Origin of the sequence: Ensifer sp. LBL, from assembly GCF_050435225.1 — a bacterium.
In the GTDB taxonomy this organism is placed as follows: Bacteria; Pseudomonadota; Alphaproteobacteria; order Rhizobiales; family Rhizobiaceae; genus Ensifer.
The window spans coordinates 456,966-475,434 of sequence record NZ_JBNDJY010000002.1; the positions used below are offsets into that span (position 1 = coordinate 456,966).

Consider the following 18,469-nt stretch of genomic DNA (forward strand, 5'->3'; position numbering starts at 1 on the left):
TGCGAGCGGATGCTAGGGCTGGACCTCTTCGATCGTATCCACCCGGTCCGGGTAGAACGCCAGCCGGCCCTTGATGGCGGCCACTGCCGCGTGCGGGTTTTCATAGGTCCAGACGGCGTTGCGCGACCGCTCGCCGCCCATGGGGATGCTGAAATAGGAGGCGTCACCCTTATAGGGACAATGGGACGAATGATCGGTGCGCTCAAGCAAGGACATGTCGACATCCTCTCGCGGAATGTACTGCACCGCGGGATAGGATGCCTCGCGCAGGGTCAGCGCATTGCGGGTGTCGGCGATGACGCGCCCGCCGAGTGTGACGACGACGCGGGCCGGGTTTCTTTCGGTGGTGATCGGATGATCGGGACCCGGGATCTTGATCGGTTTGTCTGACATGGGCGACCGCCTCCAGAGCGTTACAGATACTAGGTGGTACCCTCGCCGGCCGATTCCAACTGGTCACGCCAAAAACCCTCAGCTGTTTGCCGCCGAAGAATGGACGGCTGTTGAGGGTTCTGCCGCTGCGGCCACCGGATGGCTCTCGTCGAGCAGCCTGCGCACTTCCATCACGCCCTTGGCCGTATCCGACCAACTGTGTCTCCAGACGAGAAGCGCGACCGAGCCGACGATGGCGATAACAAAGGCGATCGGCCCCAGGAACCAGAGCGCCGCCGCCACGGTGAAATAGTAGGAGCGGACACCCTGGCTGAAGGAGCGAAGGGCCGGATTGATCATCAGCGACAGGGCGTGGGCCCATGCGGCAATGTCGCGGGCCTCTTCGCGCGACGGACTCGCGCCGATCGCCGCGAGGCAATAGTTGATCTGCCGGACCGCCCAGATGAATTCGGAAAGCCCGCGCAGCAAGGTCGCCATGACGAGCAGCACCTTGCATTGAAACAGCCACAGCGGTTCGATCGGCGCGAACATCGCGATGATGCCCGATTGAAGACCGACCGTCGGCTGGATGAAGAGCGCGCTGCTCATGGCGACGATGACGATGAGATTGGCCGAACCGAAGAACGATGCCGAGTTGATCGTGTGACCGAGGATGGCGGCGTCACCGATGAAGTTGCTGTCCCGCGTCAGCACCTCGCGCATCCAGGCCTGCCGGACGCGCACCATGTCCAGCATCAGGCTGTCGGTCCGGCGCGGCCAGCCAAGCGCCATCATCGGCTCCAGCCCCACCCAGGTCACGAGGAACAGGATAATCGCAATCCAATCAAGCATCTGCACGGCCGGCCTCCCACCATAGCTGTTTCTAATAGAAGCCGCGGCGAGCGGCGCGTCAACGCGGTGGCGCAAGCCGGGATTGCCGAAGCCGGCGGCGTCGCTAGCGCTTGCTGACAATCCCTGAGACTTAGATGCCATCACCGGATTGACACGGTCTGTATCCTGGATACAATTTGCCTCGATCTTGGGAGGGATCGATGAACCAATCCTTTGAATGGCGAAGCCAGTCACGGCTGCTCGACGAAGTGGCGCAGGCCCTTCGCGAACGCATCTATGCCGGCGTCTACGCCCCCGGCGCGACGCTCCGGCAGGAGAAGATCGCCGCCGAGTTCGGCATCAGCCGCACGCCGCTGCGCGAAGCGCTGCGGGTACTCGAGCGCGACGGGCTGGTGGTCAACAAGCCGGGCAGCGGCGTGCGGGTCGCGACCGCCGACCTGCCGAAGCTGCTGGACGCCTATGCGGTGCGCGAGGCGATGGATGGGGTGGCTGCCCGCAACGCCGCCGAGCGGGCAACCACTGCCGAGATCAAGGACCTGGCCAAGCAGGTCGAACGCCAGCGCAAGATCGTCGAGCACTGGGATCCCGGCGCCTACACCCAGTCCAACGTCGTCTTTCACGAGGCGATCGTTGCCGCCTCGCGCAATGCGTCGCTGGCGCCGCTCGGGCCGCTGCTGCGCATGACCTCGCAGGTCTTTGCGCCGGCGTTTTCGCTGTCGAGCGAACGGGCGAGCACGGCCGTCGCCGAACACGGGCTGATCGTCGAGGCGATCGCCGCACGCAACCTTGATGAATCCGAGAAGCTGGCCCGCGCCCACATCAACGCGACGGCCATGAGACTGAAGGCGCTGCTTGAAGAGCGCGGGACTGACAAAGAGGCATGACTGTGAAGAGCTACGGCAATTTTATCGCGAACAAGTGGCAGGACGCAACGAACGGCGAGTTCATTGCGGTGCGCGACCCATCCAATGGCCAGGAATTCGCACGCATCGCCCGGGGCACCCGGGATGATATCGACCTCGCCGTGCGTTCGGCACGCGCAGCGCTCTCCGGTGACTGGGGGCGTTTGACGCCCACCGAGCGCGGCCGAGTCCTGACCCGGATTTCGGCGGGCGTGCTGCGCAACATCGACCTACTGACGGAGCTTGAGGCGCGCGATGTCGGCAAGCCGCTGACCCAGGCCCGCGCCGACGTCGTGGCACTTGCCCGCTACCTCGAATTCTACGGCGGCGCCGCCGACAAGGTGCATGGCGACACCATCCCCTATCAGAACGGCTTCACCGTGCTGACCGTCTATGAGCCGCATGGCGTCACGGGCCATATCATCCCGTGGAACTACCCGATGCAGATCCTCGGCCGCAGCCTGGGTGCCGCCCTTGCGATGGGCAATGCCGCCGTGGTCAAGCCGGCGGAAGAAGCCTGCCTGACAATCCTGGAATTTGCCCGCATCGCCGAGGAAGAGGGCCTGCCTTCAGGCGCATTCAACATCGTCACCGGCTTCGGCTCGGAGGCAGGGGCGGCCCTTTCCGAACATCCCGACGTCAACCACATCTCGTTCACCGGGTCGGTGCGCACAGGCGAAATGGTACAGGCGGCAGCGGCAAAGAATGCCGTGCCGGTGACCCTGGAGCTCGGCGGCAAGTCAGCCCAGATCGTCTTTGCCGATGCGGATCTCGACCGCGCGGTTCCGTTCCTCGTCAATGCCGGCATTCAGAATGCCGGCCAGACCTGCTCGGCCTCGTCGCGCATCCTGGTCGAGCGCGCCGTCTACGAAGAGGTGGTGGCGCGCATGAGCGAGCGATACCGCGCGCTGAAGGTCGGTCCGGCCGGTAGCGATCTCTCCGTCGGCCCGGTCGTCTCGCAGCGGCAGAAGGCAATCGTCGAGGGCTTCCTTCTCGACGCCGCCAAGGATGGCCTGAAAGTTGCGGCGCAGGGCGAGATCGTCGCCGACGCGCCCACCGAGGGCGCCTACGTCGCCCCCACCCTTCTGCGCGATGTGCCGCATGAACACCGCACGGTGCAGGAAGAAATCTTCGGCCCGGTGCAGGTGATCATGCCGTTCGACGGCGAAGAGGAGGCCGTCCGGCTTGCCAACGGCACCGACTATGGCCTCGTCTGCGGCGTCTGGACCAATGACGGCGGCCGGCAGTTGCGCATGGCGCGCGCCGTCCACGCCGGCCAGGTGTTCATCAACAATTACGGCGCCGGCGGCGGCGTCGAGCTGCCCTTCGGCGGCGTCAAGAAATCCGGCCATGGCCGCGAGAAGGGTTTCGAGGCCCTCTACGGCTTTGCCAGCATGAAAACCATCTCTGTCTACCACGGCTAGAGCGGGATGAGGAAAAGTGTGTGCGGTTTTCCGCCCGCATCCCGCACTAACCCATGATCCAAGTCTCCTCGGAGGAACTAAAGTGTCACTAGAAGGTAAGGTCGCTCTCATCACCGGCGCAGGCTCCGGCTTCGGCGAGGGCATTGCGAAGCGGTTCATCGAAGGCGGCGCGAAGGTCATCGTCGTCGACCGCGATGCGTCAGGCGCCGAGCGCGTCGCCAAGGAACTCGGCAAGAACGCGTTTCCCGTGGTTGCCGATATCGCCAAGGAGACGGATGTCGCGGCTGCCGTTGCCGCAGGCCTCAAACAGTTCGGCCGTGTCGATATCCTGATCAACAATGCCGGCATTGGCCACAAGCCGCAAAACGCCGAACTGGTCGAGCCCGACGAGTTCGACCGCATCCTCGGCGTCAATGTGCGCGGCGTCTACCTGATGACGCGGGCGCTGCTGCCACACATGAAGGACAACAAGTCCGGCGTCATCGTCAACATCGCTTCGACCGGCGCCAACCGGCCGCGGCCGAACCTTGCCTGGTACAACGCCACCAAGGGCTGGGTCGTTTCCGCCACCAAGGCGCTGGCGATCGAACTCGCGCCGTTCAACATCCGCGTCGTCGCGCTCAATCCGGTTGCCGGCGAAACGCCGCTGCTGACCACGTTCATGGGCGAGGATAGCGAGGAAATCCGCAAGAAATTCCGCGACTCCATTCCGCTCGGACGCCTGCTGAAGCCGGAAGACCTTGCGGAGGCCGCCTTCTTCGTCGCCTCGCCGCAGGCGTCGATGATCACCGGCGTGGCGCTCGACGTCGACGGCGGACGCTCGATCTGATTATTTCGATCCGATTTCTGGGACCATAAACAACGAAACCGCAAAGCGGGGGAACCATGATGAACTTGACGAAACTGGCGCTTGCCTCGTGCTTCATCGCCGCGTCGCTGACGCCGGCGATGGCCAAGGATACGATCACCGTCGGCCAGGTGCTCGAGCCGCCAGGCCTCGACCCGACCGCCGGCGCCGCAGCCCCGATCCGATACATCACCTACGGCAACCTCTTTGAAGGTCTCGTCCGCGTGGTCGAAGACGGCACGGTGAAGCCGCTGCTCGCCGAGAGCTGGACGATCTCCGACGACCAGAAGACCTACAGCTTCAAGCTCCGCCAGGGCGTCAAGTTTCATGACGGCACCGCTTTCGACTGCTCGGTCGTGAAATTCTCCTATGAGCGTGCCGTCTCGGCCGATTCCACCAACGCCCAGAAGGGCCTGTTCGAGCCGATCGAAAAGACCGAATGCCCGGATCCGGCAACCGCGGTCGTGACGCTGAAGCGCCCGGCCTCCAACTTCCTGTTCAACATGGCCTGGGGCGATGCGGTGATGATCGCGCCGTCGTCGGCCGCAGACAACAAGACCAAGCCTGTCGGCACCGGCCCGTTCAAGTTCAAGGAGTGGGCGAAGGGCGACAAGGTCGTGCTTGAAAAGAACGCCGACTATTGGGGCGAAGCGGCCAAGCTCAGCGAAGTGACCTTCAAGTTCATCAGCGATCCGTCGGCTGCAGCCGCCGCCGTTCTCGCCGGCAATGTCGATGCCTTCCCGATGTTCCAGGCCGCAGAACTGGTCAGCCAGTTCCAGAGCGACCCGAACCTGCAGGTCGAGGTCGGCAGCACCTCGGGCAAGGTGGTGCTCGCGCTCAACAATGCGAAGAAGCCCTTCGACGACGTGCGCGTCCGCCAGGCGCTCGCCCATGCGATCGACCGCAAGGCGCTGGTCGAAGGCACCTATTCGGGCTTCGGCACGACCATCGGCTCGCATTATTCGCCGGTCGAGCCCGGTTATGTCGATCTGAACGAGACCTACCCCTATGACCCGGGCAAGGCGCAGCAACTGCTGCAGGAAGCAGGCGTTCAGAACCTCGAAATCACCATCATGCTGCCGCCGCCGGCCTATGCCCGCCGTGGCGGCGAGATCATCGCGGCCATGCTCAGCGAAGTTGGCATCAAGGTGAACCTCGTGCCGATCGAGTTCGCACAATGGCTGGACCAGGTGTTCAAGAACTCCAACTTCGACGCGACGATCATCGCCCATGCGGAAGCTCGCGATCTCGATATCTATGCCCGCGACAAGTACTACTTCAACTACCAGAACCCGGAATACAAGGCGCTCTACAAGTCCTACACGCTGGCCTCGACCGAGGCCGAGCAGATGGACCTGATCGGCCAGCTCCAGCGCAAGCTGGCAGCCGACGAACCGAACGTCTTCCTCTACGCGCTGCCGAAGATCGGCGTCTGGAACAAGAAGGTGAAGGGCCTTTGGAAGAACATGCCGGTACCGGCCGACGACCAGACCCAGACCTATTGGGAAAACTGATCGACTTTCATTGAGCGGGATGCGGCCGGAAAACCGCACCCCGCTCTGGCATCCGCTCCTTCGCTGAGGGAGTGGACGCAGATCTGCCGTTGATCGCCGCACCCGGCACCGATCAACGCTTGCTCATTCCGGGAGGTTGATGTGATTTCCTTCATTGGCGGTCGCCTCGTGTCGCTCTTGCTGACGACACTGGTTGCCTCAGTCATCGTCTTTCTGCTGATGCAGGTGCTGCCCGGCGACCCGGCCGTGCTGATGCTCGGCATGAATGCCGACGCAGATGCGATCGCGGCGCTGCACCGGCAGCTCGGCCTCGACCAGCCGATCTGGATCCGCTACCTCCACTGGATCGGCGGCTTCGTCGTCGGCGATTTCGGCATGAGCCTCACCTATTCGGTGCCGATCCGCGAACTGCTCGGGCCCCGCATCCTGGTGACGCTGCCGCTGGCACTGCTCTCGATGGCGATCTCCGTCGTCGTCGCCATCGCCATCGGCGTCTATGCCGCCGCCAACCGCGGCAAGGCCGGCGACACCGTCGTCATGGGCATCGCCCAGGTCGGCGTCGCCATCCCCAACTTCTGGCTGGCGCTTCTCTTCATCCTGCTCTTCGCGCTGAAGCTCGCCTGGTTCCCGGCCTCCGGTTTTGCCGGCTGGGAAGGCGGCATCTGGAACGGCCTGCATTCGCTCATACTGCCAGCGCTCGCGCTCGGCCTGCCGCTTGCAGCCATTCTCGGCCGCGTCACGCGCTCGGCCGTCATCGAAACGCTCGGCGAGGATTTCATTCGCACCGCCCGCGCCAAGGGGCTCAGCCGCTCCGGGGCACTCTGGAAACACGCGGTGCCCAACGCACTGATCCCTGTGGTGACCATCATCGGCCTGCAGTTCTCCTTTCTGCTTGCCGGTACGATCATCATCGAGAACGTCTTCAACCTGCCGGGCATCGGCCGCCTCGTCTTCCAGGCGATCGCGCAGCGCGATCTCGTGACGGTACAGACGCTGGTGACACTGCTTGCCGCCTCCGTCATCACCATCAATTTCCTCGTCGATCTGGTCTACGGCTATCTGGATCCGCGCCTGTCGAGGGGAGGCCACTAATGTCCACTCCCGCAGCCGCCGCGCAACCCAGCCTCTTCTCCAAGCTCATCGGCAGCCGAAACCTGACGATCGGCGCCACCGTCACCGTCATCCTCGTGGCGATGGCGCTCGTCTCCTATGTCTGGACACCCTATTCGCCGACGGCGATGAACTTCCGCGACAAGCTGCAGGGGCCGAGCCTTGCCCATTGGTTCGGCACCGACAATTTCGGCCGCGACATCCTGTCGATGATCATGGTCGGCGCCCGCAACTCGATCAGCGTCTCGATCGTCGCGGTGCTGGTCGGCGCCGGCATCGGCGTGCCGCTCGGCGCCTGGGCGGCCGCCCGCGGCGGGTGGGTTGATGGTCTCGTCATGCGCATGAGCGACCTTGCCTTCGCCTTCCCGGCGCTTCTGACCGCCGTCATCATCACCGCGATCTTCGGCCCCGGCGCCACCAACGCGATGATCGCAATCGGCATCTTCAACATCCCGGTCTTTGCCCGCGTCACCCGCGGCGCCTCGATGGGTCTCTGGAAACGCGAATATGTGCAGGCCGCGCGATGCGCCGGTCGTGGCGACGTCGCGATCACGTTTCTGCACATCCTGCCCAACATCAACCACGTGCTGCTCGTCCAGGTGACGATCCAGTTTGCCCTCGCGATCGTCGCCGAAGCCGGTCTCTCCTACGTCGGCCTCGGCACACAGCCGCCGATGCCGAGCTGGGGCAAGATGCTGAACGACGCCCAGACCTTCATCTATCAGGCGCCCTGGCTCGCGATCTTCCCGGGACTGGCGATCACCTTCGCCGTGCTCGGCCTCAACCTGCTCGGCGACGGCCTGCGCGACATTCTCGACCCGCGCGTGAGGCGGCAACGATGACGAAACCCTTGCTTCAGATGGCCGGCATGTCGGTCGAACTCGCAGCCGGCAAGAGCATCGTCGATATCGTCTGCGACATCGACCTCGAGCTCAATCGCGGCGAACGGCTTGGCATCGTCGGCGAATCCGGCAGCGGCAAGTCGATGACCGCCCTTGCCGTCATGGGGCTGCTGCCGCAGCGCATGCGGGTGCGCGGCGAACTTTCCTTCGACGGCCGCAATCTCGCGGGCTTGGGCGAAGCCGACTATTGCGGCTATCGCGGCCGGCGCATGGCGATGATCTTCCAGGAGCCGATGACGGCGCTCAATCCGGTCAAGTCGATCGGCGCGCAGATCGCCGAGGGTCGGCGGCTGCACCTCGGCGAAACGAAAGCCGATGCCGAGAAGAAGGCGCGCGCGCTGCTCGACCGGGTCGGCCTACCGGCGCCGCGCTTCGATCTGGACCTCTACCCACACCAGCTCTCCGGCGGTCAACGCCAGCGCGTGATGATCGCCATGGCGATCGCCTGTGAACCGGATCTGCTGATCGCCGACGAGCCGACGACGGCGCTCGACGTTACGGTGCAGGCGCAGATCCTCGATCTGCTCGACGAGCTGATTGAAGACACCGGCACGGCGCTGATGCTGATCACCCACGATCTCGGCGTCGTCTCGGAGATGACCGACCGCATCGCCGTCATGTATGCCGGCCGCATCATCGAAACCGGGCGCACCGAGGATGTGTTTGCCCGCATGGCGCATCCCTATGCCCGTGGCCTTTTCGCCGCCTCACCGCATGGCGCAGCACTCGCCCCGCGACATCCAAGTGAAGGGCGGCCGAGGCTGAACGCCATTCCCGGCATCGTACCTGACCCGTTCGGCCGGCCGCCGCATTGCTCCTTTGCCGACCGCTGTTCCTATGCCCAACCGGACTGTCGTCAGGCGATCCCGGCGCTGGACCTGATCAACACCGATGAAAATGTCGAGCATCGCGCCGCCTGCTTTCATCCGCGCGAAAGGATGGTGGCATCGTGAGCGAGGTGATCCTCAAGACCACCGATCTGGTGCGCGAATACGACCTGCCGCGCCCGTCGATCTTCTCGAAGCAGAGCCGCCTGCGCGTGCTGCACGGGGTGAGCGTCGAACTGGCCGCTGGCCAGAGCCTCGGCATCGTCGGCGAAAGCGGCTCCGGCAAATCGACGCTGGCCCGCGCCGTGATGGGGCTGGAACGGCCTCAGTCCGGCCAGGTCTCGATTGCCGGTAAGGATATCTATGCGCTCGATCGCGCTGGACTGCGCGAGGCGCGCAAGGGCTTTCAGGCGATCTTCCAGGATCCCTACGGCTCACTCGATCCGCGCCATACGGTGAGGACAATCATCTCCGAGCCGATCGTTTCGCTGGAGCGCGGGACCGGCACCACAGAGCGCAACCGCCGCATCGCCGAGGTGCTGGAGGCGGTCGGCCTGCCGCTGGCGTCGGCCGACAAGTATCCGCACGAATTCTCCGGCGGTCAGCGCCAGCGCATCGCCATCGCCCGTGCGCTGATCACCCGGCCGGCGCTGATCGTCGCCGACGAACCGGTCTCCGCACTGGACGTCTCGATCCAGGCGCAGGTTTTGAACCTGATGATGGACCTGCAGGAAAAGCTTGGCCTTTCCTACCTCTTCATCAGCCACGATCTTGGTGTGGTGCGCGCCATCACCGACCGGGTGGCGGTCATGCATCTCGGCCGCATCGTCGAGGAAGGGCCGACATCAGAGGTGTTCGACAACCCCCGCCATCCTTACACCCAAGCGCTGGTCGCCGCCGTGCCCAAGCCGTTTTCCGGGCGCCGCAAGCGCGTGCGCTCCGATGGGCCACCGCAAACGCCCGTCCATACCGCAACGACCGCAGCCGGCTGCGCCTATGCCGCCGTCTGTCCCGCGAGACAGGAGATCTGTCTGAGCCGAACGCCTGAGGCCAAGCCGGTAACGCCGGCCTGGTCCGCCCGCTGCCATTTTGCCTAGGAAGTGCCCCATGTCCGAACTCGCCGATCTCTCCGCCGTCGATCTTGTCGACGCCTACCGCTCGAAGAAGCTTTCCCCCGTCGAGGTCACGGAAGCCGTCATTGCCCGCATCGACGCTTCCGAGCCGAAGCTGAATGCGCTCTGGGCCTATGACCCGGCCGAGGCGCGCAAGGCCGCCAAGGCTTCGGAGGAACGCTGGGCAAAGGGCGAGCCTCTGGGTGCGATCGACGGCGTGCCGGTGACGATCAAGGAAAACATCGCAACCAAGGGCACAGCCGTTCCGCTCGGCTGCGCCGCCGTGTCGCTGACGCCGGCCACGGCCGACGCGCCGCCGGCGGCCCGCACCCGCGAGGCGGGGGGCATTCTGCTCGCCAAGACCACCATGCCGGACTACGGCATGCTCTCCTCCGGCCTTTCCAGCTTCCACAAGCTTGCCCGCAACCCGTGGGACCTCTCGGCCAATCCGGGCGGGTCGAGCGCCGGCGCGGGTGCGGCCGCCGCGGCCGGTTATGGGCCTTTGCACATCGGCACGGATATCGGCGGCTCGGTCCGCCTGCCCGCCGGCTGGTGCGGCATCGTTGGGCTGAAGCCTTCGGCCGGCCGCGTGCCGATCAACCCGCCCTTCATCGGCCGCGTCGCCGGCCCGATGACCCGGACGGTCGCCGATACGGCGCTTTACATGTCGGTACTGTCGCAGCCGGACGCCCGGGACACGATGTCCCTGCCCTATGCCGATATTCCCTGGCTCGATCTCGACCGTGACCTGAAGGGCCTGAAGATCGGCCTCTGGCTCGACGCCGGCTTTGGCCAGTCGGTCACGGCGGAAACGGAGCAGGCAGTCAAGAAGGCGGCCGAGCTCTTTGCCGACGCCGGCGCGACCATCGAACCGATCGGCCCGTTCCTGACACGCGAGATGATCGACGGTCTCGACCGCTTCTGGCGGGCACGCGGCTGGGAAGACGTTTCGCGCCTTTCGCCGGAAAAGCAGGCGCAGATCCTGCCCTACATCTTCGACTGGATCAAAACCGCTGAGGACTTTAACGGCCGTGAGGTCTATACCGGCTTCGCCCAGATCGAGGCGATGCGCAACACGCTGCATGCAGCACTTTCCGGCTATGACTTCATCCTCTCACCGACCGCGCCGACCGCATCTTACCCGGCCGAATGGGCCTCGCCGGTCAACGACCCGCAGAAGCCGTTCGAGCACATCGCCTTCACCGTCGCCGTCAACATGGGCGGCCAGCCGGCAATCTCGCTCAACTGCGGCTATACCGCAGGCGGCCTGCCGATCGGCCTGCAGATCATCGGCCAGCAGTTCGACGATATCGGCGTGCTTCGCCTCGCGCGCGCCTTCGAGACCATGCGTCCGGAGCAGCGCCCATGGCCGAAGGTCGCATGATGAGCGACACGATGCGCTACACCATCGAGAGCGGCGATCTCGAGAACATCGTCTCCCGCCTGCTCGACATCGTTCGCCGACTTGGCGTCAGCGTTTCGAAACTCGCGATCGAGGTGGACGGCGGCAAGGCCAGCCTCGAAATCGCCGTGACTTCGGCCTCGCAGGCTGTCGCCAATACGCTGCGTGAGCGCATCGGGCAGATCGAAGGCGCGAAGGCAGCGTAGCCGGATCTCGCCCACCACCATCATCGACGCGGCCGTGCCGCTTTACACAGACTGAAAACCACAGGAGTGCCGACAATGGCCCGCAAACTTTTCATCCTTCCCGGCGACGGCATCGGCCCGGAAGCCATGGCGGAAGTCCGCAAAATCATCGCCTACATGAACGCCGAGCTTGCTGCCGGCTTCGTGACCGACGAGGGCCTGGTCGGCGGTTCGGCCTATGACGCCCACGGCCAGGCGATCTCGGAAGAGGATATGGCAAAGGCGCTCGCCGCCGACGCGGTTCTGTTTGGCGCCGTCGGCGGTCCGAAGTGGGATGCGGTGCCCTATGAAGTCCGCCCGGAAGCCGGTCTGTTGCGCCTGCGCAAGGACCTGCAGCTGTTTGCCAACCTGCGTCCGGCGATCTGCTACCCGGCGCTGGCCGCTGCCTCGTCGCTGAAGCCCGAGCTGGTCGAAGGCCTCGACATCCTGATCGTGCGCGAGCTCACCGGCGGCGTCTATTTCGGCGAACCGAAGGAGATCATCGATCTCGGCAACGGCCAGAAGCGCGGCATCGACACCCAGGTCTACGACACCTACGAGATCGAGCGCATCTCAGGCGTTGCCTTCGAGCTGGCCCGCACGCGGCAAAACCGCGTCTGCTCGATGGAAAAGCGCAACGTCATGAAGTCGGGCGTCTTGTGGAACCAGGTGGTGACCGAGACGCACAAGGCGAAATATTCCGACGTCCAGCTCGAGCACATGCTGGCCGACGCCGGCGGCATGCAGCTGGTGCGCCAGCCCAAGCAGTTCGACGTCATCGTCACCGACAACCTGTTCGGCGACATGCTGTCGGATGTGGCCGCCATGCTCACCGGTTCGCTCGGCATGCTGCCGTCGGCCTCGCTCGGTGCACCGGATGGTGTCAGCGGCAAGCGCAAAGCGCTCTACGAGCCGGTGCATGGCTCGGCGCCGGACATTGCCGGTAAGGGCATTGCCAACCCGATCGCGATGATCGCGTCGTTCGCCATGTGCCTGCGCTACTCCTTCAACCTCGTGAAGGAAGCCGACAATCTGGAGAAGGCGATCGCCAACGTGCTCGATCAGGGCATCCGCACCGGCGACATCATGGCCGAAGGGGCGAAGAAGGTCGGTACCACGGAGATGGGCGACGCCATCCTTGCCGAGTTCAAGGCGCTGTCGGCGTAAGACGAACGATACCCGCGCGGCCTCAAGCCTCTGCGACAAAAACACCTCCGGAGCCAATCCGGAGGTGTTTTGCGTTTGGTGGCGTGCACAAACAAGATTGCGCGTTGCTACCGCGACGCCGCAGAAAGGAAGAGGAGGCAACCAAACCTCCCTGGAACTGCGGGACCAGCCCAAGTCTTTGGGCTGAAAAGTCATTTTTACCCTGATGACGTCGGGTCGTTGGATCCCCGCCACAAGGGCGAGGAAGACGGAGTGTGGAGCACCGCGCAGCGGGCACTCGTAGCGTCCACGTCGACGGCGGCCATGCCCTCAGATCGTAATCCCGCCGTCGATGTTGATGGCCTGGCCGGTGATGAAGGCTGCCTCGTCGGAAGCAAGGAAGGCGCAGATGGCGGCGACTTCCTCCACCGTGCCGAAGCGGCCGGCCGGCTGGCGGCTGATGAAGGACCGGTAGGCCTCATCCCGGCTTCCGAGTTTTTGGCCGAGTTCGCCGATACGCTCTTCCAGTGAGGGCGAGGCCACCGTTCCCGGGCAGACCGAATTGCAGCGGATGCCCCGCGAGACGTAGTCCGCCGCGACCGCCTTGGTGAGACCGATGATACCGCCCTTGGCGGCACCGTAGGCCGCGCGGCGCGGAAAGCCCTTGATCGAGGAGGCGACCGAGCCGATGGTGATGATGCTACCGCCAGCCGCTTTCATCTTAGGGATTGCGCCGGCAATCACGTTATAGGCGCTGTCGAGCGTGATGTTCACCGAGCGGCGCCAGTCCTCGGGCGCACATTCCTCGATCGTGCCCTGGTGCACGTAGCCGACCGCATGCACGAGGATGTCGATACGCTGGAAGGCCGCAAAGTAGCCGGCTACAGCCGCGTGGTCTGTCGCGTCCAGCCGCGTCGTCGCGGCACCGTCGAGTGTGGCGAGCAGGCCATCGTTGATGTCGCTCGCATGAACTTCGGCACCCTCTGCCATCAGCCGTTCGGCCACCGCGCGGCCGATGCCCTGGCCGGCGGCGGTGACCACCGCCACGCGTCCGGCCAATCGTCCCGTCTTTTCACTCATCATCCGTTTCCCTTCGCGCGCATCAGATGGCCTCAACGGCCTGTCGCTGGTGGCCAAGGCCGTCGATACCGAGTTCCACCACGTCGCCGGGCTTCAGGTAGCGCGGCGGCTTCTTGCCCATCCCGACGCCAGGAGGCGTGCCCGTGCAGATGAGATCGCCCGGCTCCAGCACACAGAATTCGCTCATGTAGGAGACGATGGTCGCGACATCGAAGATCATGCGCGCGGTCGTGCCCGCCTGCATGCGCTCGCCGTTGACGTCGAGCCACATCGGCAGTGCCTGCGGATCCGGCACCTCGTCCTTGGTCACAAGCCATGGCCCCGTCGGGCAGAAGTTCGGAAAGCTCTTGCCCTTCACCCACTGCCCGCCGCGTTCGATCTGCCAGGCCCGCTCGGAGACATCGTTGACGACGGTGTAGCCGAAGACATGCGCCATCGCGTCAGTGCGCGACACATTCAGGGCACGCTTGCCGATGACGATGCCGAGTTCGACCTCCCAGTCGAGCTTCGACATTTTTTCGGAGTAAAGAAGAGGGGCGTTCGGCCCGCAATACGTGCCGGACGCCTTGTTGAACAGGATCGGATCTGACGGCACCGGAAGGCCCGCCTCTTCGGCGTGATCCGAATAGTTGAGCCCGATGCACCAGATCGTGCCCGGCCTTGCGACCGGCGGCAGGATATCCGCATCGATAACGGGCACCAGGGGCAAAGCTGACAGATTGACCCCGGACAAGGCAGCCGAGACGCCGGGCAAGGTCTCCGCCGTAAAGTCCTGAACGAGCGAGGACACATCGCGTGCTCGACCCTCGCCATCCAGAATGCAGGGCACGGCGGAGCCGTTTACGGTCAAACGCAACAATTTCATCGGGTGGCCTTTCGTTTGGAAGGAACGGGGCGAGCGCTCGGCTCAGCCCGCTGGCGCGGCTTCGGCGGAAAGCCGATAGCGTGTGGTGAAGGTTTGTCCGGGCTCGAAGGCGATCGTCGTTGCGACGCCCGATGCCGACAGCGGGTTGACGCCAGCGGAAATGGCCGGCCCGAGATCGAAGGCCGAGGCGATCGGCTCGACGCCGAGTGCCACATGCCGTCCGTTCCACGGATACGCCTTTCGGCCGCGGTTGCTGTACCAGAGCAGCACGCTCGGGAAATGCTCCTTCTGCCAGGAAAGCCGCGCGCGAAAGCCCTCATCACGGTAGTGCAGCGCGACGCTGCCATCGATGCCGGAGAGCTGCAGGAGATCCTCAGTGTCCACGGCGAACGGCACTTGCGCTGCATCGACCGTCGCGCCACCGCGGGTTCCGACCTCCCCGAGCGACGGCCACTCCCGGTTCGGCACAAACAGCTCTGCGCCGGGCTCAACATCGCCGGGGAAACTCCACACCCGATGGTAGCTGCCCGGCTCGATGACGACGGAGCCCGGCCGCGGCGACAGTCGAAAGGTCGGATGCAGGCCGATCGGCAGGCGGCACGGCCGCCGCGCCTCGATGTCGAGCGCGATGTCGATGGCGGCCGCGCCCGGATCGGGAACGATCCGCCGCCGCAACAACCGGATCGGATGGTCGTCCGGATAGTGGCATTCCAGGGTGATCCGACGCTCGTCGCAGTCGCCCCAGGTCCAATGGACGTTGGAACCGTGACCATGCGGCACGGCGGCGCCGTCGAAACTCTCGCCGATTGCCGACCAGCCCGCAGGCAGCGCGCGATCAGCGTCGCTGCCGAAAGGCACACACGGCCATTCGCCGCGCAATTCCTGCAGGATGTCCGGCAGGGTCTCGCGTTCGGGGTCGTTACCCCAAGGCGCGATATGCAAGGGGCTGACCTGTCGCCCGTCCGGCAGCACGAACAGCACCGGGCCGAGCATGCCGCCGAGCGACTGCACCGCGAGGCTGCCGTGCGCCCATGCGAGCGCCCGTCGAGTCGTCTGCGCGCTCACCTTGTGGCCACCCCGAACCGATTTTCCGGCATGCCGGGTACTTCGACGCGCGTGGCAAAGAGGCTGCCGGCAAGGCGCTCGGCTGGCCCTCCCCCGGCCGTGGTGATGTAGAGCGTCTTCAAGTCTGCGCCGCCGAAGGTGCAGGTGGTGATATTGGTGACCGGCATCTCGATCGCCTCGGCAAGACTGCCGTCCGGTGCAATGCAGGCGATACAGCTACCGCCATAGCGGCAGTTCCAGAGGAACCCTTCGCTGTCGATCGCCGAACCGTCAGGCGCGCCGCGGTCGAAACCGGTGAAGAAGGGTCGTTCGCCGGATATCGAGCCATCCGCAGCATGATAATCGAAGGCATAGACTTCGTTTGCCAGCGTATCGCCGAAATAGAAGGTGCGCCGGTCCGGGCTCCAGCAGAGCGTGTTGGAAATGCCGAGCCCGTGCCGCCATTCGGTGACGGACCCGTCGGCTGCGATCCGGTAGAGGATGCCCTCGCCCGGGGCAACGTCGCCAAGCTGGCCGTCCGGAAGGACGTTGTTCTTCATCGAGCCGACCCAGAAATTTCCGACCGGGTCGGCGCGGCCGTCATTCAGCCTAACCCGCGGCGAACCGGGCAGGACAAAGCCGTGATCCTGCCGCCGATCGGTTTCGGGCCACCACCAGATGAGCTTCGATCCAAGCGCGACGAGTAGCCGTCCGTCTTCACGGGTCAGCGAGATCGCCACCACTGGCTCGTCGAACAGCCACGTCCGGACCGCTCGCGTTGCCTCGTCATAGCGATGGATCAGAAACCGGTTGATGTCGGTCCAGTAGAGCGCCGCCTCGTCCGCCGACCAGACGGCACCCTCTCCGCAGCGGTCGCCGACAGGCGCGACGCAGATAAGCTCACGGGCCATCTCCGCCTCCTATTCCGCTGCGATGCTTGTCGGGATCGACCGGGAGGGCCCGAGCGCCTCGGCATTCTGCACCAGCGCCTTCATGTAGCCGAGCGCGAAGGCCTTGCCCGCATGCCAGGAGGCACCGCAGGTCATGGCCGGCGTATGGTCGGGGATCATCACGCCCTGGTAGTTCTCGTCGCGCAGGATGCGGATGATCTCGGCCATGTCGATATCGCCCTCGTCGACGAAGGTCTCGACATAACGCGGCATCTTTCCGCGCACGTTGCGGAAGTGGATGTAGCCGATGCGGCCGGAGCGGGCGAAGCGGCGGACATGCTCGTAGATGTCGCCGCCCGGCATCTCCTGGAGCGAGCCAAGGCAGAGTTCGAGCCCGTTCGACGGTGAATCGACGATCGACATCAGCCGATCGTATTTCTCCGGGCGGTTGACGAGGCGCGCCGTGCCGCGCAGTTCCTCGGCCGGCGGGTCATCAGGATGGGCGCCGAGCACGACACCCGCCTCTTCGGCGACCGGCACGACCTCCTTCAGGAAGTGGCCGAGGCGCTCCCAGAGTTCGGCCGAACTGACGGAAACGGAAGCGGCGCCGGCGACGCCGCGGCGATAGCGCATGTTCCAGATCATGCCGTCGGGGATCGGTGCGTCCGGACTGGGCGCAATGCTGTTTTCGACGCCGAAGCCGACAGATTCCGCACCGCCGCGGGCATAGGGTCCGCGGGTCCAGCCATAGACGCCGGCGAGCGAGAAATTGTAGCCGATGCAAGGGATCCCCGCCCGGCCGGCGTCGCGAATGAGCTGCTTCAGCCCCTCGATCTGCTGAGCCCGCTCAGGCCCGTCGAGCAGCACGTCATGCCAGAAACGCGGCGAGAAATTCTCGATCGCCGCAATCTCAAGGCCGCCGGCCCTGATATCCTTCACCAGCGCCGACAGCTCTTCATAAGTCCAGAGCCGATCACCGGAGCAATCACCCCAGCCGCCCTGATCGCCACTGTCGATCTTCGGGTCCTTGCCGGCGAAATAGTTGGTCAGATGCGCGACGACATGGGTGGCGCCCGCCTGCACGGCAAACTGAAAGTTATCCGGGGTGAGTTGCTCCCGGTAGAGCCCAAGGCCGATTTTCATCTTGTCTTTTCCTATCCGATTATTTGACGCCGATGCCGGCGGTGAGGCCGCCGTCGATGCGGAAGTCCGAGCCGGTGACGAAGGCGGCGCGATCCGAGGCGAGATAAGCGACCAGTTCGGCCACCTCCTCCGGCTCGCCAATGCGGCCGATCGGGTGCGCGGCACCGAAGCGGGCGAAAGCTTCCGCCTCGCTGACGCCCTCGCCGCCATAGGTGCGGGCCGCGAGCGCAAGCAGCGGCGTGCGCACCGAGCCGGGGCTGACCGAGTTGACGCGCACCCTTGCGGCCGCATGGTCGAGCGCCATGGCGCGGGTCAGCGCATGGATCGCGCCCTTGGAGGCGACATAGGCCGCGACGTTCTGCTGGCAGGCATGGCCCTGCACCGAGGAGATGTTGACGATCGCGCCGCCGCCGCGCTTCATCATCTCCGGAATGCCGAAGCGTCCGGTGAGGTAGATCGAGCCGACGTTGACCGCGAGGCAGCGGGCAAAGGTCTCGGCGCTGGTATCGAGAACGGTGCCATAGGGATGCACGGCAGCAGCGTTGACGATGATGTCGAGGCCGCCGTGGCGCAGCACCGCCTCGCGCACGGCCGCTTCCACTTCCGTCTCCACGGAGACATCCGTCAGCCGCGTCGACATCGGCAGGTCGCGCTCTCTGGCGATGCGATCGAAGATCTCGTTGGTGGCGACATCGTTGCCGCAGGCAAGCACAGTCGCGCCTGACGAGGCGAGCCGGATTGCCGAGGCAAGCCCGATGCCGGACGTGCCGGTGACCAGTGCCACTTTTCCCTTGAATTCAGTCATGATTGTCT

Annotated in this window: 19 protein-coding genes; 11 read left to right on the forward strand and 8 right to left on the reverse strand. The window is 65.0% G+C overall.

Annotated elements, in window-relative coordinates; all coding sequences use genetic code 11:
* Window positions 1-12: 12 nt before the first annotated feature.
* Window positions 13-393 (reverse strand): DUF427 domain-containing protein, encoded by a 381-nt coding sequence (locus OKW20_RS09360; protein ID WP_429171714.1) that lies wholly within the window; start codon window positions 391-393, stop codon window positions 13-15.
* 78 nt (window positions 394-471) lie between these two features.
* Window positions 472-1,224: a DUF599 domain-containing protein gene (locus OKW20_RS09365; protein WP_429172313.1), complete on the reverse strand. Its 753-nt coding sequence runs from the start codon at window positions 1,222-1,224 to the stop codon at window positions 472-474.
* Between the two features lie 200 nt (window positions 1,225-1,424).
* On the opposite strand from OKW20_RS09365, the gene OKW20_RS09370 reads away from it, so the two are divergent.
* The 11 genes from OKW20_RS09370 (at window position 1,425) to leuB (ending at window position 12,655) form a co-directional block, all read left to right on the forward strand.
* Complete coding sequence (locus tag OKW20_RS09370) at window positions 1,425-2,108, forward strand: GntR family transcriptional regulator (protein ID WP_429171716.1); 684 nt, start codon at window positions 1,425-1,427, stop codon at window positions 2,106-2,108.
* Entirely contained in the window at window positions 2,105-3,550 is a 1,446-nt protein-coding gene (locus OKW20_RS09375) for an aldehyde dehydrogenase family protein (RefSeq protein WP_429171718.1), read from the forward strand. Before OKW20_RS09370 ends, OKW20_RS09375 begins: the two co-directional genes overlap by 4 nt.
* An 82-nt stretch (window positions 3,551-3,632) precedes the next feature.
* Window positions 3,633-4,379 (forward strand): glucose 1-dehydrogenase, encoded by a 747-nt coding sequence (locus OKW20_RS09380; RefSeq protein ID WP_429171720.1) that lies wholly within the window; start codon window positions 3,633-3,635, stop codon window positions 4,377-4,379.
* Window positions 4,380-4,435: 56 nt separating this feature from the next.
* Window positions 4,436-5,911: an ABC transporter substrate-binding protein gene (locus OKW20_RS09385; RefSeq protein ID WP_429171721.1), complete on the forward strand. Its 1,476-nt coding sequence runs from the start codon at window positions 4,436-4,438 to the stop codon at window positions 5,909-5,911.
* Window positions 5,912-6,052: 141 nt separating this feature from the next.
* Window positions 6,053-7,003: an ABC transporter permease gene (locus OKW20_RS09390; RefSeq protein WP_113540775.1), complete on the forward strand. Its 951-nt coding sequence runs from the start codon at window positions 6,053-6,055 to the stop codon at window positions 7,001-7,003.
* Entirely contained in the window at window positions 7,003-7,863 is an 861-nt protein-coding gene (locus OKW20_RS09395) for an ABC transporter permease (RefSeq protein ID WP_291161257.1), read from the forward strand. Before OKW20_RS09390 ends, OKW20_RS09395 begins: the two co-directional genes overlap by 1 nt.
* Window positions 7,860-8,876: an ABC transporter ATP-binding protein gene (locus OKW20_RS09400; RefSeq protein ID WP_429171724.1), complete on the forward strand. Its 1,017-nt coding sequence runs from the start codon at window positions 7,860-7,862 to the stop codon at window positions 8,874-8,876. The genes OKW20_RS09395 and OKW20_RS09400 overlap by 4 nt, the downstream gene beginning before the upstream one ends.
* Complete coding sequence (locus tag OKW20_RS09405; RefSeq protein WP_429115487.1) at window positions 8,873-9,847, forward strand: ABC transporter ATP-binding protein; 975 nt, start codon at window positions 8,873-8,875, stop codon at window positions 9,845-9,847. Before OKW20_RS09400 ends, OKW20_RS09405 begins: the two co-directional genes overlap by 4 nt.
* Before the next feature lie 10 nt (window positions 9,848-9,857).
* The gene (locus OKW20_RS09410; protein ID WP_429171726.1) at window positions 9,858-11,246 is read left to right on the forward strand and encodes an amidase; all 1,389 of its coding nucleotides are present in this window, start codon (window positions 9,858-9,860) and stop codon (window positions 11,244-11,246) included.
* Window positions 11,228-11,470 carry a hypothetical protein gene (locus OKW20_RS09415; RefSeq protein WP_429171727.1) on the forward strand — a complete coding sequence of 81 codons (243 nt, stop codon included), beginning with the start codon at window positions 11,228-11,230 and terminating at the stop codon, window positions 11,468-11,470. Before OKW20_RS09410 ends, OKW20_RS09415 begins: the two co-directional genes overlap by 19 nt.
* Window positions 11,471-11,545: 75 nt before the next feature.
* Entirely contained in the window at window positions 11,546-12,655 is a 1,110-nt protein-coding gene (gene leuB, locus OKW20_RS09420; RefSeq protein WP_429171729.1) for a 3-isopropylmalate dehydrogenase, read from the forward strand.
* 309 nt (window positions 12,656-12,964) lie between these two features.
* Here leuB and OKW20_RS09425 read toward each other — a convergent pair whose 3' ends face one another.
* The 6 genes from OKW20_RS09425 to OKW20_RS09450 are packed head-to-tail and all read right to left on the reverse strand — an operon-like array spanning window position 12,965 to window position 18,461.
* Window positions 12,965-13,714, reverse strand: coding sequence for an SDR family oxidoreductase (locus OKW20_RS09425; protein ID WP_429171731.1), 750 nt, complete (start codon window positions 13,712-13,714; stop codon window positions 12,965-12,967).
* A gap of 22 nt (window positions 13,715-13,736) precedes the next feature.
* Window positions 13,737-14,579: a fumarylacetoacetate hydrolase family protein gene (locus OKW20_RS09430; RefSeq protein WP_429171733.1), complete on the reverse strand. Its 843-nt coding sequence runs from the start codon at window positions 14,577-14,579 to the stop codon at window positions 13,737-13,739.
* Between the two features lie 42 nt (window positions 14,580-14,621).
* Window positions 14,622-15,644, reverse strand: a complete 1,023-nt coding sequence (locus OKW20_RS09435; RefSeq protein ID WP_429171735.1) for a hypothetical protein — start codon at window positions 15,642-15,644, stop codon at window positions 14,622-14,624.
* On the reverse strand, window positions 15,641-16,534 hold the full coding sequence (locus OKW20_RS09440; RefSeq protein WP_429171737.1) for an SMP-30/gluconolactonase/LRE family protein: 894 nt from the start codon (window positions 16,532-16,534) through the stop codon (window positions 15,641-15,643). The genes OKW20_RS09435 and OKW20_RS09440 overlap by 4 nt, the downstream gene beginning before the upstream one ends.
* 9 nt (window positions 16,535-16,543) lie before the next feature.
* Window positions 16,544-17,656 (reverse strand): mannonate dehydratase, encoded by a 1,113-nt coding sequence (locus tag OKW20_RS09445; protein WP_429171739.1) that lies wholly within the window; start codon window positions 17,654-17,656, stop codon window positions 16,544-16,546.
* A 19-nt stretch (window positions 17,657-17,675) separates the two neighbouring features.
* Window positions 17,676-18,461 carry an SDR family NAD(P)-dependent oxidoreductase gene (locus OKW20_RS09450; protein WP_043614006.1) on the reverse strand — a complete coding sequence of 262 codons (786 nt, stop codon included), beginning with the start codon at window positions 18,459-18,461 and terminating at the stop codon, window positions 17,676-17,678.
* Window positions 18,462-18,469: the final 8 nt, after the last annotated feature.